The following is a 17119-nucleotide window of genomic DNA, read 5'->3' on the forward strand; positions in this document are numbered from 1 at the left end:
GACTGACCGTCCGCACCGGAAGTGCCCGTACGACACTGGGACCGTGATCCGCACCGAAGCCCTGGACCGCCTCCCCGTCCGCACCGCCGTCCCCGCCCTCCGGCGCGCGCTCGACGACCGTGGCGTCGCCGTCCTCTGCGCCCCACCCGGCACCGGCAAGACGACCCTCGTGCCGCTGGTCCTGGCCGGGCTGACCGGCGACGGACCGGTGCGCCGCGTCGTGGTCGCCGAGCCGCGCCGGATCGCCGCACGGGCGGCGGCGCGGCGGATGGCGTGGCTGCTGGGCGAGCAGCCGGGCGGGCGGATCGGCTTCACCGTGCGCGGCGAGCGCGTGGTGGGGCGGGACACCGTGGTGGAGGTCGTGACCACCGGGGTGCTGCTCCAGCGGCTCCAGCGGGACCAGGAACTGGCCGGGGTCGACGTGGTGATCATCGACGAGTGCCATGAGCGCCACCTGGACGCGGACACGGTGGCCGCCTTCCTCCTGGACGTACGGGAGGCGATCCGGCCCGCTCTGCGGCTGGTGGCGGCCTCCGCGACGACGGACGCGGAGGGGTGGGCGCGACTGCTGGGCGATGCGCCGGTGGTCGAGGCCGAGGGGGTCTCGTACCCGGTGGAGGTCGTCTGGGCGCCGCCCGCCCGGCCGGTGAAGCCTCCACACGGGATGCGCGTCGATCCGGCGCTGCTGACGCATGTGGCCGCCACCGTTCGGCGGGCGCTGGCCGAGCGGGACGGGGACGTGCTCTGTTTCCTGCCCGGTGTCGGGGAGATCGCGCGGGTGGCCGGGCAGCTCGCCGGGGTGGACGCGGAGGTGCTCCAGGTGCACGGGCGCGCTCCGGCCGCCGTGCAGGACGCGGTGCTGGCCGGGGCGTCCGAGGGGCGGCGGGTGGTCCTGGCGACCTCGGTGGCGGAGTCGTCGCTGACGGTGCCGGGCGTGCGGGTCGTCGTCGACTCGGGCCTGGCCCGGGAACCCCGTACCGACCACGCCCGGGGCCTGAGCGCGCTGACCACCGTACGGGCCTCGCAGGCGGCCGGTCGGCAGCGTGCGGGCCGGGCGGGGCGGGAGGCGGCCGGGGCGGTGTACCGGTGCTGGGAGCAGGCCGAGGACGGGCGGCTCGCGCGGTTCCCGGCCCCGGAGATCAAGGTGGCCGACCTCGCGGCGTTCGCGCTCCAGGCGCTGTGCTGGGGCGATCCGGACGCCTCCTCGCTCGCCCTGCTGGACCCGCCGCCCGCCGGGGCCATGGCCGCCGCCCGTGAGGTGCTGGGCGCGATCGGGGCGGTGGACGCGGACGGCCGGGTCACCGAGCGCGGTGTACGGATGTCCCGCCTCGGGCTGCATCCCCGGCTGGCGCGGGCGTTGCTGGACGGTGCGCGGGAGGCCGGGGCGCGGCGGGCGGCGGAGGTGGTGGCGCTGCTGAGCGAGGAGCCGCCGAGGGAGTACGGGGACGATCTGGCGGCGGCGCTGCGGACGGCCCGCCGGGGCCAGGACGGGTACGCGGCGCGGTGGAAGCAGGAGGTGCGGCGGCTGTCGTCCCAGGTGGACGGGGCTTCCGGACACGGCTCCGATGACGCCGTCGTCGGGCTCGTCGCCGCGCTGGCCTTTCCGGAGCGGGTGGCGCGGGCCCGGGGCGACGGGGCGTTCCTGATGGTGTCGGGTACGGGCGCGGAGCTGCGGGAGACCTCGCGGCTGCGCAGCGCACCCTGGCTGGCCGTCGCCGTCGCGGACCGGCCCTCCCACGCGGCCTCGGCCCGGGTGCGGCTGGCGGCGGTGGTCGACCAGGAGACCGCGCTGCTGGCCGCCGGGCAGCTGCGGGTGCGGGGCGAGGAGGTGCGCTGGGTCGACGGTGAGGTGGTGGCCCGGTCGGTGGACCGGGTGGGGGCGGTGGAGCTGGCGGTGCGGCCGCTGAAGCAGCCGGATCCGGAGCTGGTGCGCGGGGCCTTGGTGGAGGGGCTCGCGCGGGAAGGGCTCGGGCTGCTGCGGTGGAGCCGGGACGGTGAGCAGATGCGGCTGCGGCTGGCGTTCCTGCACCGGGTGGTGGGCGCGCCGTGGCCGAACGTGTCGGACGAGGCGCTGCTCGCGGACCCGGGGGGCTGGCTGGAGCCGGAGCTGTCGCGGGCCCGGCGGCGCGCGGACCTGGGCCGGATCGACGCGGGGCAGGCGCTGCGCCGGCTGCTGCCGTGGGCGACGGGTGAGGCGGTGCGGCTGGACGAGCTGGCGCCGGAGCGGATCGAGGTGCCGAGCGGCTCCCGTATCCGGGTCGAATACGGCGGCGAGCAGCCCGTACTCGCCGTGAAGCTCCAGGAGTTGTTCGGGCTGGGCGAGACGCCCCGGGTGGCCGGCGTACCGGTCCTGGTCCACCTCCTCTCCCCCGCCGGCCGGCCCGCCGCCGTCACCGCCGACCTGGCGTCGTTCTGGCGGGACGGCTACAAGGCCGTACGGGCGGAGCTGCGCGGCCGCTACCCGAAGCATCCGTGGCCGGAGGACCCCGCAACCGTACAAGCGACGCGGTACACCTCCGCACGTCTCAAGCGCTCGTAACACCCTCCGGCCGTCGCGACCGCGCCTCCAGCCACAGCGCGAGCGCCAGTAGTCCGATGCCGAGGCCGAGGAAGCCCCACGGCAGGTACGAGGTGAGCAGGAGGACCAGGACGCGCTGGGACTTCACCAGCTCGACGGTGTCCACGATGTAGTCCTCGCGCATCTTCACATGGCCGGAGAACGCGGTGACGGTGTCCTCGGACATGCCCATCTTCTTCGCGTTCCGCAGCTCCTCCTCGTGGATCTCCTCGCCGTTGACCGGGGCTCCGGTGACCGGCTCGACCCAGAACATGCGCTTGGTGGTGTACCAGCGGGTGATGCCGGTCTGGGCGATCTGCTCGGCGGTGACGCCTTCGATGGGCATCTTCTTCGGCATCGGGACCTCGGTCCACGGGATGGTCTGCTCGAAGTAGTAGACCTCCAGGCCACGGAAGGTGCGGGTGCCCTTGTAGTGGATGGGGGCGGTGGCACGGGACTGGGCGTCGAAGTACTCGTAGTCCCGCTTCTCGGTGAGGAAGGGCCACTTGAACTCGATGCCGGTACGGCGGACCGGGTCGCCGTCGACCATCTCACCGGTGGCGTTGACCGGGTCCTGGGTGTGGGCGTCGAAGATGTAGCGCTCGGGTATGGCGGAGACCATCTTGCCCTCGGGGCCCTCGATGTAGGAGAGCGCGTCCCAGACGACGACGTCGCGTCCGGCGCTGCGTTCGATCTTCTCGGACTCCTCCACGTTGCCTTTGAGCGTCTGGACGATGGTGACCTTCTCGACCTCCTTCGCCTTGAGCGTCGTGTAGTCGAGAAGGGTCGCGGGCTTCGCCTCCAGCACGACCTCCTGGTACTGGTTCGGCGGCACCTTGGCCAGGCGGGGAAAGGCGTACCAGCGCAGCAGTGGGGACAGGGCGGCGAAGAAGACGGCGAAGGCCAGGAGTACGAGACCGGCTCGGCGGCGCATGGTGGTGGTGACCTCTCCCTCTGCGGTACTACCTCTTGGGGCCCGGGACCGTGGTGAGCAGGGGTTTCGGCGAGGTCTCGCCGGGCGGTGAGCCGACGGCGGAGAGGGTGAACACGAGCGCGAAGGCTGCGGCCAGCCCGATGGCGGCGGCGACGAGGGCACGCATGCTCGACCTCCCGGAACGGTACGGCGGCGATCTGATGGTTCGTCAGGGATGGGGCACCGTAGCAACCGTGGCGTGAGATGAGAACAGCGCGGACAGCCCCCGCGCCGGGTGGGCGCGGGGGCTGTCGGTGGGAGCGGTGAGATCTTCGGGAGCGGCCGGGTCAGGCTTCGGGGGTTTCGGTCTCCTCCGGGGCCGTCTCCTCCGGCGCCTGGACGGTCAGCTCGATGACGACCGAGCCGCCGCCCTCGGTGGTGAGCCGCAGCTTGTACGTGCCCGGGTTCTCGTCGGCGAAGATCTCCGGGAGCTGGAGCAGGCCGTCGGCGTCGGTGGTGAGCTCCAGGGTCCGCAGCGGCTTTCCGGCCGCGTCCTTGAAGTACGGGCCCTTGTCGTTGTCGATGAGCCCGAGGCTGTCCTTGACCATGGTGGCGGTGACGGCCACTCCGGGGGCGGCGACGCCCTTGTGGGTGGCCTTGACGGTGACGGCGTCGGCGAACTTCTCGCCGGGCGCTGCGACGAGCGCCTTGTCGTCGACCCGGATGATCTTGTCGGCCTGGCGGGCGGTGACGCTCGCCGCGTACGTCAGGGTGCGCGGCCGGGTGGTGCCGGCGGTGGCGGTCACGCTGAACTCGCCGGTCTTCTCGCCCGCCTTGAGCGCGGGTGCGGTGGCGGTGCCGTCGGCCTTGCTGATGACCGTGACCTTCTTCTTGCCGCCGTCGAAGAGGGTGCCGGTGGTCCCGGTGATGGTGAAGGTGACGGGCAGCTGGGCCATCGGGGCGCCGAGGGCGTTGCGGGCGCGGACGGAGACCCGCTCCTCGAACGTGGCGCCGGCGGTGGCGCGGAGGGGGCCGGTGCCCGCGTTCTCCAGGGAGCCGAAGGTCTCGGCCGGGGACGGGGTCGGCTTCGGGGGCGGCGTCGGCTTCGGCGGCGTGGTGGGCGGTGTCGGCGTCGGCGTCGGGCTGGTGGAGCCGCCGCCGGGCTTCGTGGGGCCCGGGCTCGGCTTCGTACCGCCGGGTGAGGACGGGGACGGGGAGGGCGTCGGGCTCGTCGTCCCGCCGGGGGTGAGGGTCGGGCTCGGCGCCGGGGTGCTGGGCGCGGTCGGGAGGACACCGCTGCCGTCGGGCACCTCGTGCGCACCGCGCTGGTAGTACGCGAACCAGGACCGGACCGTACGCAGGTACTCCGTCGACTGGTTGTAGCTCAGCACCGCCCGGTCGAGGTCGGCGGCGACGGCGAGGTTCCGGCCGCCGGCGCAGAGGTAGCGGCCGGCGGCGAGCGCCGCGTCGTAGATGTTGTTGGGGTCCTTGCGGCCGTCGCCGTTCGCGTCCTGGCCCCAGATGGCCCAGGTGGACGGGATGAACTGCATCGGGCCGACCGCGCGGTCGTGGACGGCGTCGCCGTCGTACGCACCGCCGTCGGTGTCCTTGATGAGCGCGAAGCCCTGGCCGTTGAGGGCCGGGCCGAGGATCGGGGTCGGGGTGGTGCCGTTCGCGTCGACCTGGCCGCCGCGGGCCTGGCCGGACTCGACCTTGCCGATCGCGGCGAGCAGCTGCCAGGGCAGCCGGCAGGCCGGGTCGGTGGTCGTGACGGTCCGCTCGGCCTGCTTGTACGCGGCCAGGACCGAGGCCGGGATGCCCGCTTCCGCGCTGCCGGTGGCGGCCGGGAGATTACTGGACGAACCGGGCCGGTTGGGTGTGACGAGGGGCGGAAGGTCGGTGTAGTACGGCGAGTTGCCGGTGGCGGCGCCGTCGTCCGGGCCGCCCGACTCACCGCCGGCGGTCTGCTGGTCGCCGCCCGTGGACCCTTCGGCCAGCGGGGCCGCGGGTGCCTGGGACGCCGCGAGCGCCGCCACGGCGGCCGCCGCCACCGCTGTGGTCGTGGCTCCCTTGCGCAGCCGTCGGCGCATGTGCGCTGCCATACGTTCCGGTCCCTCCCCCTCGAAGGCTGATCGCGCTCCCCAGCGCAAGACTCAAGCGACCCTACGGCACCTCGTGGCGCCCGGGCACCGCACCCTGACCGCTTCTTACTGTTTTTCCACGTTCCGGCGCTCGCGTGGTCCGGGAGGGCAACGGAGGGTGCCCTGACGTACGGCTCGGGGCGTTCGCGCATACTTGCCGCCATGCCGTTCACCCTCAGCCATGCCGCCGCCGTGCTCCCGGCGATCCGCCGGAACGGGACCGCCCGCTGGCGGCTGTACCCCTCGGCCCTCGTCGCCGGTTCGTTCGCGCCCGACGTCACCTACTTCGCGGACACGCTGATCCCCGGGGCCATGAGGTTCGGCGACTTCACGCACACCTTCCTCGGTGTCGTCACGGTGAACGTGCTGATCGCCGCCGTGCTGGTGGCGGTCTGGGCGGCGCTGCGCGAGCCGCTGGTGGCGCTCCTTCCGGTACGCGTACGGGGTCGCGTCCACACGCTCGTACGGGGACAGCGGTGGACCCGGCGGACGTTCGGGCCGCACGCCTGGCTGGTGTTCGTGGGATCGGCCGCACTGGGCGCGGCCACGCATGTGGTGTGGGACGCGTTCACCCATCACAGCCGGTGGGGCACGGAGTTGCTGCCGTTCCTGAACCGGAGCGTCGGCGGCTTCCCGCTCTACCTGTTCGCGCAGTACGGCAGTTCGGCCCTGGCACTGGTGGTGCTCGGCTGGTTCCTGCTCACCGCGCTGCGGCGCACGGTCGTGACCCCGGTGCCGGAGGCGCTGCCGGAGCTCGCCCGTGGCGAACGGTGGGGCGCGCTCGGGCTGCTGGGCGGCTGCATGGCGGTCGGGATCCTCCACCGGTGCCTGCGCTTCTACGCTCACTTCGGGCGCATCGAGAACCCGCTCGACATCATCCCGACCGCCTGCTTCGGCGCGGGCGCGGGGCTGGCGGGCGGACTGCTGCTGTACGGGGTGTGGATGCGGCTGCTGCGCGGGCGCGGGCGGCCGGCGGAGAGCCCGGAAGCCGTATCCGTACCGTCCATGGCGGACGGGTCCCGTGCGGAGGAGTCCGCCGCCGACCGGACGTAGCAGGACGGGTGAGGGCCCGGAACCGCATCCCGGTTCCGGGCCCTCCGCCGTCGGTCAGTGCGCCGCCGACTCCCAGTCCTTGCCGACGCCGACCGAGACGTCCAGCGGGGCGCGCAGCTCGACCGCGTCCGCCATCTCGCGGCGCAGGATCTCCTCCACCTGCTTCCGCTCGCCCTTGGCGATCTCCAGCACGATTTCGTCGTGGACCTGGAGCAGCATCCGCGAGGTCAGCTCCGCCTCCCGCAGCGCCTTGTCCACCCGGAGCATGGCCACCTTCACGATGTCCGCCGCGGTGCCCTGGATCGGGGCGTTGAGCGCCATGCGCTCGGCGGCCTCGCGGCGCTGGCGGTTGTCGCTGTTGAGGTCGGGGAGATAGCGGCGGCGGCCGAGGATCGTCTCCGTGTAGCCGGTGGCCCGCGCCTCCTCGACGACCCGGTGGAGGTAGTCCCGTACGCCGCCGAACCGCTCGAAGTAGGTGTCCATCAACACCCGCGCCTCGGCCGGGTCGATGTTCAGCTGCTGGGAGAGGCCGAACGCGGAGAGGCCGTAGGCCAGGCCGTACGACATGGCCTTGATCTTGCGGCGCATCTCCGGGTCGACGGCGTCCTTGTCCACGCCGAAGACCTGCGAGGCGACCGTGGTGTGGAGGTCCTCGCCGGAGGTGAACGCCTCGATGAGACCGGCGTCCTCGGAGAGGTGGGCCATCACCCGCAGCTCGATCTGGCTGTAGTCCGCCGTCATCAGCGTCTCGAAGCCCTCACCGACGACGAACCCGCGGCGGATGGCCCGGCCCTCGTCGGTGCGGACCGGGATGTTCTGCAGGTTGGGGTCGGTGGAGGAGAGGCGGCCGGTCGCCGCGACCGTCTGGTTGAACGTGGTGTGGATGCGGCCGTCGGCGGCGATCGTCTTGATCAGGCCCTCGACCGTGACCCGGAGCTTGGCCTGCTCGCGGTGGCGCAGCATCAGCACCGGCAGCTCGTGCTCGGTCTGCGCGGCCAGCCAGGCCAGCGCGTCCGCGTCCGTCGTGTATCCGGTCTTGGTCTTCTTCGTCTTCGGCAGGCCCAGCTCGCCGAAGAGGATCTCTTGGAGCTGCTTGGGCGAACCGAGGTTGAACTCGCGGCCCACCGCCGCGTGCGCCTCCTTCACCGCCTGCTGCACGGTCCCGGCGAACTGCTGCTCCATGGATTCCAGATGGGCCCGGTCCGCCGCGATGCCGTGCCGCTCCAGACGGGCCAGCAGGATCGAGGTCGGCAGCTCCATGTCATGGAGCAGCTCGGTGGCGTTGACCTCCTTCAGCCGCGTCGTGAACGCGTCGCCCAGGTCCAGCACGGCGCGGGCCTGCGCCATCAGGGCGTCCTGCTCGGCCCGGTCGTCGGCGCCGAAGGCCAGCTGCCCGTCGGAGGCGGCGGCCGGGGCCAGCTCGCGGCCCAGATACTCCACGGCCAGCGCGTCCAGGGCGAAGGAGCGGCGGCCCGGCTTCACCAGGTACGCGGCGAGCGCGGTGTCCATGGTGACGCCTTCGAGCTGCCAGCCGTGCTCCGGGAAGACCCGCATCACGTTCTTCGCGTTGTGCAGGACCTTCGGCCGCTGCGGGTCCGCCACCCAGGCGGCGAACGCCTGCTCGTCGGCCTCCTCCAGCTGCGTCGGGTCCAGCCAGGCGGCGGTTCCGTCGGCGGCGGCGAGCGCGACCTCGGTGACCGTACCGGCGCCGAGCGACCAGGTGTCGACGGTCATGACGCCGAGCGGCTGCGCGCCGTGCGCCTCCAGCCACGGGGCGACCTCGCCCGAGCCGAGGACCGTGCCGTCCAGCTCGATTCCGGCGGCGGGCGCGGGCGGCTCGGCCTCCGCCGCACCCGGGTCGACGGCGAGGAGGCGCTCGCGCAGGCTCGGGTTGCGGATCTCCAGTATGTCCAGAATGCCGGTGACCGCCGAGCGGTCGTACGGAGCGCGCTCCAGGTCGGTCGCGGACTTCGGCAGCTCCACATCCCGGACCATCTCGGTCAGCACCCGGTTCATCTTCACCGCGTCCAGGTGGTCGCGGAGGTTCTGCCCGGCTTTGCCCTTGACCTCCTCGGCCCGCTCCATCAGCTCGGCGAACGAACCGAACTGGTTGATCCACTTCGCGGCCGTCTTCTCACCGACGCCGGGAATGCTCGGAAGGTTGTCCGACGGGTCGCCGCGCAGAGCGGCGAAGTCCGGATACTGCTGCGGGGTGAGCCCGTACTTCTCGACGATCTTCTCCGGGGTGAACCGGGTCAGCTCGGAGACCCCCTTCGTGGGGTACAGCACGGTCACGTTCTCCGTGATCAGCTGGAAGGAGTCCCGGTCGCCGGTGACGATCAGCACCTCGAACCCGGCCGCCTCGGCCTGGGTCGCCAGCGTCGCGATGACGTCGTCCGCCTCGAAGCCGTCCACCGCGAACCGGTCCGCGTGCATCGCGTCCAGCAGCTCGCCGATCAGCTCGACCTGGCCCTTGAACTCGTCGGGGGTCTTGGAGCGGTTCGCCTTGTACTCCGGGAACTCCTGCGCCCGCCAGGTCTTGCGGGACACGTCGAACGCCACCGCGAAGTGCGTAGGGGCCTCGTCACGCAGGGTGTTCGCCAGCATCGACATGAAGCCGTACACGGCGTTCGTCGGCTGCCCCACCGCCGTCGTGAAATTCTCCGCGGGCAGGGCGAAGAACGCCCGGTACGCCAGGGAGTGCCCGTCCATGAGGAGCAGGCGCGGTCGGTTGTCTGCCGTCTTCTTCGATGCCGTCTCAGCCACGCCCCCGATCCTGCCACGGCCCACTGACAATCCGGACCGGCACGGCCTTGCGGAGGCGTGACAGGATCGATGGTGAGGACACACGACCGCCGAAGAAGCGCTCGAAGGGGAGCAGCATCATGGCCAGCAAGCCGCCCACAGGTGACCCGGTCCAGGACGCCCCGCAGGTCGAACCGGCCCCGCACGCCGCCGCCGGCCTGCCCGCCGTCGCCCACTCCCTGCGCATCGCGCAGCAGCAGATGGGCGTGCGCCGCACCGCGCAGACCCTCCTCAAGGTCAACCAGAAGGACGGCTTCGACTGTCCCGGCTGCGCCTGGCCCGAAGGCGACAAGCGGCACACCGCCGAGTTCTGCGAGAACGGTGCCAAGGCCGTCGCCGAGGAAGCGACGCTGCGCCGCGTGACGCCCGGTTTCTTCGCCGCACACCCGGTCGCCGACCTCGCCGGACGCAGCGGCTACTGGCTCGGCCAGCAGGGCCGGATCACCGAGCCGGTCTACCTCCCCGAAGGCGCCGACCGGTACGAGGCCATCACCTGGGAACGCGCCTTCGCGATCATCGCCGAGGAGCTGACCGCGCTCTCCTCACCCGACGAGGCCCTCTTCTACACCTCCGGACGTACGAGCAACGAGGCCGCGTTCCTCCTCCAGCTCTTCGCCCGCGAGTTCGGCACCAACAACCTGCCCGACTGCTCCAACATGTGCCACGAGTCCTCCGGCTCGGCGCTCAACGAGACCATCGGCATCGGCAAGGGCAGCGTCTCCCTGGAGGACATCCACCAGGCCGACCTGATCATCGTCGCCGGACAGAACCCCGGCACCAACCACCCCCGGATGCTCTCCGCCCTGGAGAAGGCCAAGAACGCGGGCGCGAAGATCATCTCGGTGAACCCGCTGCCCGAGGCCGGCATGGAGCGGTTCAAGAACCCGCAGACACCGCACGGCATGCTCAAGGGCACACCGCTCAACGACCTCTTCCTGCAGATCCGTATCGGCGGCGACCAGGCCCTCTTCCGCCTCCTCAACAAGCTGATCCTCGCCACCGAAGGCGCCGTCGACACCGCGTTCGTCACCGAACACACCCACGGTTACGAGGAGTTCGCCAAGGCCGCCGAAGCCGCCGACTGGGACGAGACCCTCACCGCCACCGGCCTCACCCGCGCCGAGATCGAGCAGGCCCTCGCCCTCGTCCTCGCCTCGGAACGCACGATCGTCTGCTGGGCCATGGGGCTCACCCAGCACAAGCACTCCGTGCCCACCATCCGCGAAGTCGTCAACTTCCTTCTCCTGCGCGGCAACATCGGCCGCCCCGGCGCCGGCGTCTGCCCGGTGCGCGGCCACTCCAACGTCCAGGGCGACCGCACCATGGGCATCTTCGAACGGCCCGCACCGGCCTTCCTCGACGCCCTGGACCAGGAGTTCGGCATCACCTCGCCGCGCCACCACGGCTACGACGTGGTGCGCTCCATCCAGGCGCTGCGCGACGGCGAGGCGAAGGTCTTCTTCGCGATGGGCGGCAACTTCGTCGCCGCCACACCCGACACCGCCGTCACCGAGGCCGCGATGCGCCGCGCGCGCCTCACCGTCCACGTCTCCACCAAGCTCAACCGCTCCCACGCCGTCACCGGCACCCGCGCCCTGATCCTGCCGACGCTCGGCCGCACCGACAAGGACGTCCAGGCGAGCGGCAAGCAGTTCGTCACCGTCGAGGACTCCATGGGCATGGTCCACGCATCCCGAGGCAACCTCACCCCCGCGAGCCCCCACCTCCTCTCCGAGCCCGCCATCGTGGCCCGCCTCGCCCGCGCAGCCCTCGGCGCCGACTCCCGTACGCCGTGGGAGGAGTTCGAGCGCGACTACGCCGCCATCCGCGACCGCATCTCCCGCGTCGTCGCCGGCTTCGAGGACTTCAACACCCGCATCGCCCACCCCGGCGGCTTCACCCTCCCCCACGCCCCCCGCGACGAACGCCGCTTCCCCACCGCCACCGGCCGCGCCAACTTCACCGCCGCCCCCGTCGAGTTCCCCGAACTCCCCGCAGGCAGGCTCCTGTTGCAGACCCTGCGCTCCCACGACCAGTACAACACCACCATCTACGGCCTCGACGACCGCTACCGCGGCATCAAGGGCGGCCGCCGCATCGTCATGGTCAACCCCGACGACGCCGCCGCGCTCGGCCTCACCGACGGCTCCTACACCGACCTCGTCAGCGAGTGGAAGGACGGTGTCGAGCGCCGCGCGGAGGGCTTCCGCGTCGTCCACTACCCCACCGCCCGAGGCTGCGCCGCCGCCTACTACCCGGAGACCAACGTCCTGGTCCCCCTCGGCTCCACCGCCGACACCAGCAACACCCCGGCCAGCAAGTCGGTCGTCATCCGTTTCGAAGAAGCGGAGGCCAACGGCTGAAAGCCGCCACCCCCTAAGCGTCCGCTCAGCACTCTGGTAAGAACAGTGCACACAGCGATGAACCAGCGCAGACGATCGGAGCCGGACCCATGGGCGAGCACACCACCCCCCTCTTCCCCAAGGAAGTCATCGACGAGTACGCGGCACTCGGCATCGACCTGCCCGCCCTCTTCTCCGCCGGCCACCTCGGCGAACGCATGGGCGTGACCATCGTCGAAGCCGCCGCCGACCGCGTCGTCGGCACCATGCCCGTCGAAGGCAACACCCAGCCCTACGGCCTCCTGCACGGCGGCGCCTCGGCCGTCCTCGCCGAAACCCTCGGCTCCATCGGCTCCATGCTCCACGGCGGCGCGAACAAGATCGCCGTCGGCGTCGACCTCAACTGCACCCACCACCGCTCCGCCCGCAGCGGCCTCGTCACCGGCGTCGCCACCCCCGTACACCGCGGCCGCTCGACCGCCACGTACGAGATCGTCATCACCGACGAACAGGACAAGCGGGTCTGCACCGCCCGCCTCACCTGCCTCCTCCGCGACGCCCCCCGCCCCGACGCCGGCTGACCCCGCACCCCGGAAGCACGCCGCGTCACCCCCGTACCACCGCCGCCAGAACCCCACTGCCCGGCCGGAATCGCCCCCCGCATTCCGGCCGGGCAGCGCCAAACCCCCACCAATCCCAACGGCGTTGATCACCACCCTCGGTCAACACCCTTGACGGCGAACGACGTTCCATGAGCCACTCAGCAGCCACATCGGCCTCAGCGAACTCGAACGCACCTTCGCCGTCGTAACACTGCGTAACAAGTACGAAATGTGAAAACCAGCCGCCCACCCCGGCCCGAGGCCCCCGGGGCACCCCGGCACGCCCGACGCCGCCCCCACCCCGCGTCAGCACCAAGATCACCCCAAGCCCCTTAGCAGAGCTGCGCGTTCTCAGCATGTGGTCACTCCGCACTCCGTGCCAAAGCCACACATCCGCACCCGGAAACCTCAAGCCTTGCTCAACGGCATAACAAGAGCGTCACATCCGTCGCCGACCCGTCCCGGACGCCCCCAGCTGCGCTTAGAGTCACCGCCAGTCACCGCGCCGCCGGGCACGTCAGCTGCACAGTCCCTCGCACCACCCCAGAACGGCCCGGCGACCGACACGGCACCTCAAGCAGAGGAGGCCGCGCCAGGGAAAGGACTTTTCGTGCGACACCGTTCTTTGCTCATACTCACCGCCGTGCTCACCACCGGGGCACTCACCCTCACCGCCTGCGGTTCGCGCGACGACAGCAACAACAGCAGCGGCGACGGCGGCACCACGACCGTCGTCATCGGCCTCGACGCCCCGCTCACCGGCGACCTCTCCGCCCTCGGCCTCGGCATCAAGAACTCCGCCGACCTCGCCGTCAAGCAGGCCAACGCCAAGAAGTACGTCGACGGCGTCACCTTCGAGATCCAGGCCCTCGACGACCAGGCCCAGCCGTCGTCCGGCCAGCAGAACGCGAGCAAGTTCGTCGCCAACAAGAAGGTCCTCGGCACCGTCGGCCCGCTGAACTCGTCCGTCGGCGAGTCCATGCAGAAGGTCCTGGCCGACGCCAAGCTCGTCCAGGTCTCCCCGGCCAACACCTCGCCCTCCCTCACCCAGGGCCAGAAGTGGAACGAGGGCACCAAGGAGCGCCCCTTCGCCTCCTACTTCCGCACCGCCACCACCGACGCGGTCCAGGGCCCCTTCGCGGCGCAGTACCTCTTCAACGACGCCAAGAAGAAGAAGGTCTTCGTCATCGACGACAAGAAGACCTACGGCGCCGGCCTCGCCGGCACCTTCAAGGCCGAGTTCGAGAAGCTCGGCGGCAAGATCGCCGGCACCGAGCACATCGACCCCGAGACCAAGGACTTCTCCTCGGTCGCCACCAAGGTCAAGAGCTCCGGCGCCGACGTCGTCTACTACGGCGGCGAGTACCCCGCGGCCGGTCCCCTCAGCAAGCAGATCAAGAAGGCCGGCGCCAAGATCCCCGTCGTCGGCGGCGACGGCATCTACAGCGCCGAGTACATCAAGCTCTCCGGCGCCGAAGGCGTGGGCGACCTCGCCACCTCGGTCGGCGCGCCGATCGAGACCCTGCCGTCCGCCAAGGAGTTCGTCGCGAACTACGAGAAGGCCGGCTACAAGGAGCCCTTCGAGGCTTACGGCGGCTACTCCTACGACGCCGCCTGGTCGATCATCGAGGCCGTCAAGGCCGTCGTCGAGGCCAACGACGGCAAGCTCCCGAGCGACGCCCGCGCCCAGGTCGCCGAGGCCGTCGGCAAGGTCGACTTCGAAGGCGTGACCGGCAAGGTCTCCTTCGACGAGTTCGGTGACACCACCAACAAGCAGCTCACCGTCTACGAGTACAAGGACGGCGCCTGGGCCGCGGTCAAGTCCGGCGAACTCACCAGCTGACACCACCCAGCCTGACCCACCACCGGCAGCGCGGGGCGCCGCACACCAGGCGCCCCGCGCTGCTCTATACCCGGCGAAAGACACGGAGGACCCGCGGTGAACGAACTGCCGCAACAGCTGGTCAACGGCCTGCTACTCGGATCGATGTACGGGCTCGTCGCCATCGGCTACACGATGGTCTATGGCATTGTCCAGCTCATCAACTTCGCCCACGGCGAGATCTTCATGACCGGCGGCTTCGGGGCCCTCACGGTCTGGCTCATACTCCCCAGCGGCACCAGCGTGCTGCTCGCACTCCCCCTCATGCTCATCGGCGCGATCGTCGTCGCCACCACCATCGCCGTCGGAGCGGAACGATTCGCCTACCGACCCCTGCGCGGCGGACCACGCCTCGCCCCCCTCATCACCGCCATCGGCCTCTCGCTCGCCCTCCAGCAAGCCGTATGGGCCTGGTACCCGGGCGCCAAGTCCGCCCGCACCTTCCCCGAAATCCCCGGCGGCCCCTTCGAGCTCGGCCCCGTCACCATCCAGACCGGTGACGTCTTCCTGCTCATCGCCGCCCCCCTGTCGATGGCCGTCCTCGGCTACTTCGTCATCAAGACCCGCACCGGCCGCGGCATGCAGGCCACCGCGCAGGACCCCGACACCGCCAAGCTCATGGGCATCAACACCGACCGCATCATCGTGGTCGCGTTCGCCCTCGGCGCCACCTTCGCCGCCATCGGCGCCGTCGCCTACGGCCTCAAGTACGGCGAAGTCCAGTTCCGCATGGGCTTCCTCCTCGGCCTCAAGGCCTTCACCGCAGCCGTCCTCGGCGGCATCGGCAACATCTACGGCGCCATGATCGGCGGCCTCACCCTCGGCGTCGCCGAGACCATGGCCGCCGCCTACATCGCCGAAGTCCCCGGCCTCGAACAGCTCGGCGGCCAGTCCTGGGCCAACGCCTGGGCGTTCGTACTCCTCATCCTCGTGCTCCTCTTCCGGCCCCAGGGCATCATGGGCGAGCGCGTCGCGGACAGGGCGTGACCACCATGACCACCACACAGACCACCACCACGGTCACCGCACCCGCACCGACCGCCACCACCCACCGCGGCGCACTCACCCTCCCGCCGCACATAGCCCGGGCCACCGCCACCGCCGGCGGCGCACTCACCGTCGTCTCCGCCTTCCTCGCCTGGACCTGGACCTCCGCCTTCCCGGGCGACCTCACGGTCTACGGCTACCCCGGCGGCCTCCAGTGGCTCGTCCTCGTCAGCGGCGCCCTCCTCACCCTCTTCGGCCTCTCCTCCTACGGGATCAAGGGCCTCACCTGGCTCACCCCCCAGGGCGCCGACCCCGCGATCCGGCTCGCCTCCTACGCGGCCCTCGCCACCGCCTGGTTCTCGATCATCGCCATCAGCGTCAGCCTCGGCGGCGTCGTCAACCTCGAACCCGGCGCCTACGTCGCCCTCGTCGCCACCCTCATCGGCTGGCTCGGCGCCCGCTCCCTGCCCTACGAGCGGCCCGAGATCACCCCGGCAGACCCCGAGGACAGCGCCTACGACCAGTTCAAGCACAACCTGAGCAACCGCTGGGCGACCTACAAGGGCACCCTCGCCACCACCACCGCCCCGCCCGCGAAGACCCTCCCCTCGTACATCGAGATCCTGATCGTCGCGGTCGTCCTCGCCCTCGGCCTCGCCGTCTTCACCTACGGCATCACCACCGAGTACGACGAGCTCTTCATCGGCTTCCTCATCACCGCCGGCTTCGGCTTCGCGGCGATCCAGAAAGCCGGCCTCATCCAGCGCGTCTCCACCCTCACCGCACGCCACCGCAACGTGACCCTCGTCGGCGCCTTCGTCGCCGCCGCGGCCTTCCCGTTCACCCAGTCCGACGACCAGTACGCGACCATCGGCGTCAACATCCTCATCTTCGCCACCGTCGCCCTCGGCCTGAACATCGTCGTCGGCCTCGCCGGCCTCCTCGACCTCGGATACGTCGCCTTCCTCGGCGTCGGCGCCTACGCCGCGGCCCTGGTCTCCGGCTCCCCGACCTCCCCGCTCGGCATCCAGCTGCCGTTCTGGCAGGCCATCCTGGTCGGCGCCACCGCCTCCATGGTCTTCGGCGTCCTCATCGGCGCCCCCACCCTGCGACTGCGCGGCGACTACCTGGCCATCGTGACCCTCGGCTTCGGAGAGATCTTCCGCATCGCCGTCCTCAACCTCGACGGCACCTCCGGACCCGACGTCACCAACGGCTCCAACGGCATCTCCTCGATCCCAAACCTCTCCATCTTCGGCTTCGACTTCGGCGCCACCCACTCCATCGCCGGATTCACCATCGGCCGCTTCGCGAACTACTTCTTCCTGATGCTGCTGGTCACCCTCATCGTGGTCGTGGTCTTCCGCCGCAGCGCCGAATCCCGCATCGGCCGCGCCTGGGTCGCCATCCGCGAGGACGAGACAGCCGCAGAAGCCATGGGCATCAATGGCTTCCGCACCAAGCTCATCGCCTTCGCCCTCGGCGCCACCCTCGCCGGCCTCGCCGGAGCCGTACAGGCACACGTCACCTACACCGTGACCCCCGAGCAGTACCAGTTCGCCCACGCCGTCCCGCCCAACTCGGCCTTCCTCCTCGCAGCGGTCGTCCTCGGCGGCATGGGCACCATCAGCGGCCCGCTCGTCGGCGGCGCACTGCTCTTCCTCATCCCCGCCAAGCTCCAGTTCATGAGCGACTACCAGCTCTTCGCCTTCGGCCTCGCACTGGTCCTGCTGATGCGCTTCCGCCCCGAGGGCCTCATCGCCAACCGCCGCCGACAGCTCGAATTCCACGAGAAGGACGAAGCGCCCGCCACTCTCACCAAGGCAGGGGCCTGACG

The 17119-nt window shown here is 71.1% G+C and carries 11 protein-coding genes; 7 read left to right on the top strand and 4 right to left on the bottom strand.

The window, feature by feature from the left end; genetic code table 11:
• Window positions 1-43: 43 nt before the first annotated feature.
• The gene (hrpB, locus tag ACQP09_RS06390) at window positions 44-2539 is read left to right on the top strand and encodes an ATP-dependent helicase HrpB (RefSeq protein ID WP_433396638.1); all 2496 of its coding nucleotides are present in this window, start codon (window positions 44-46) and stop codon (window positions 2537-2539) included.
• Here the strand turns inward: hrpB and ACQP09_RS06395 are convergent.
• From ACQP09_RS06395 to ACQP09_RS06405, 3 genes are all read right to left on the bottom strand, one after another.
• Window positions 2526-3491, bottom strand: coding sequence for a DUF3068 domain-containing protein (locus ACQP09_RS06395; protein ID WP_433396639.1), 966 nt, complete (start codon window positions 3489-3491; stop codon window positions 2526-2528). The two genes, hrpB and ACQP09_RS06395, sit on opposite strands and share 14 nt — an antisense overlap.
• Window positions 3492-3519: 28 nt before the next feature.
• Window positions 3520-3657: an SPW_0924 family protein gene (locus ACQP09_RS06400; RefSeq protein WP_356748673.1), complete on the bottom strand. Its 138-nt coding sequence runs from the start codon at window positions 3655-3657 to the stop codon at window positions 3520-3522.
• A 160-nt stretch (window positions 3658-3817) separates the two neighbouring features.
• On the bottom strand, window positions 3818-5572 hold the full coding sequence (locus ACQP09_RS06405) for a lytic transglycosylase domain-containing protein (protein WP_433396641.1): 1755 nt from the start codon (window positions 5570-5572) through the stop codon (window positions 3818-3820).
• 201 nt (window positions 5573-5773) lie between these two features.
• Between ACQP09_RS06405 and ACQP09_RS06410 the strand changes: the two genes are divergently transcribed.
• A complete protein-coding gene (locus ACQP09_RS06410) occupies window positions 5774-6664 on the top strand; it encodes a DUF4184 family protein (RefSeq protein ID WP_433396642.1) in 891 nt (296 codons plus the stop codon).
• A gap of 54 nt (window positions 6665-6718) precedes the next feature.
• On the opposite strand, the gene polA is transcribed toward ACQP09_RS06410, so the two are convergent.
• On the bottom strand, window positions 6719-9430 hold the full coding sequence (gene polA, locus ACQP09_RS06415; RefSeq protein WP_433396644.1) for a DNA polymerase I: 2712 nt from the start codon (window positions 9428-9430) through the stop codon (window positions 6719-6721).
• A gap of 119 nt (window positions 9431-9549) precedes the next feature.
• Between polA and ACQP09_RS06420 the strand changes: the two genes are divergently transcribed.
• From ACQP09_RS06420 to ACQP09_RS06440, 5 genes are all read left to right on the top strand, one after another.
• Window positions 9550-11832 (top strand): FdhF/YdeP family oxidoreductase, encoded by a 2283-nt coding sequence (locus tag ACQP09_RS06420; protein ID WP_433396646.1) that lies wholly within the window; start codon window positions 9550-9552, stop codon window positions 11830-11832.
• An 89-nt stretch (window positions 11833-11921) separates the two neighbouring features.
• Entirely contained in the window at window positions 11922-12392 is a 471-nt protein-coding gene (locus ACQP09_RS06425) for a PaaI family thioesterase (protein WP_433396648.1), read from the top strand.
• Window positions 12393-13023: 631 nt separating this feature from the next.
• Complete coding sequence (locus ACQP09_RS06430; protein ID WP_433396649.1) at window positions 13024-14256, top strand: branched-chain amino acid ABC transporter substrate-binding protein; 1233 nt, start codon at window positions 13024-13026, stop codon at window positions 14254-14256.
• A gap of 96 nt (window positions 14257-14352) precedes the next feature.
• Complete coding sequence (locus tag ACQP09_RS06435; protein WP_326706399.1) at window positions 14353-15282, top strand: branched-chain amino acid ABC transporter permease; 930 nt, start codon at window positions 14353-14355, stop codon at window positions 15280-15282.
• Window positions 15279-17117: a branched-chain amino acid ABC transporter permease gene (locus tag ACQP09_RS06440; protein ID WP_433396651.1), complete on the top strand. Its 1839-nt coding sequence runs from the start codon at window positions 15279-15281 to the stop codon at window positions 17115-17117. The genes ACQP09_RS06435 and ACQP09_RS06440 overlap by 4 nt, the downstream gene beginning before the upstream one ends.
• Window positions 17118-17119 lie beyond the last annotated feature (2 nt).

The sequence above is a fragment of the Streptomyces sp. CA-146814 genome (genome assembly GCF_050942385.1).
Taxonomy (GTDB): Bacteria; Actinomycetota; Actinomycetes; order Streptomycetales; family Streptomycetaceae; genus Streptomyces.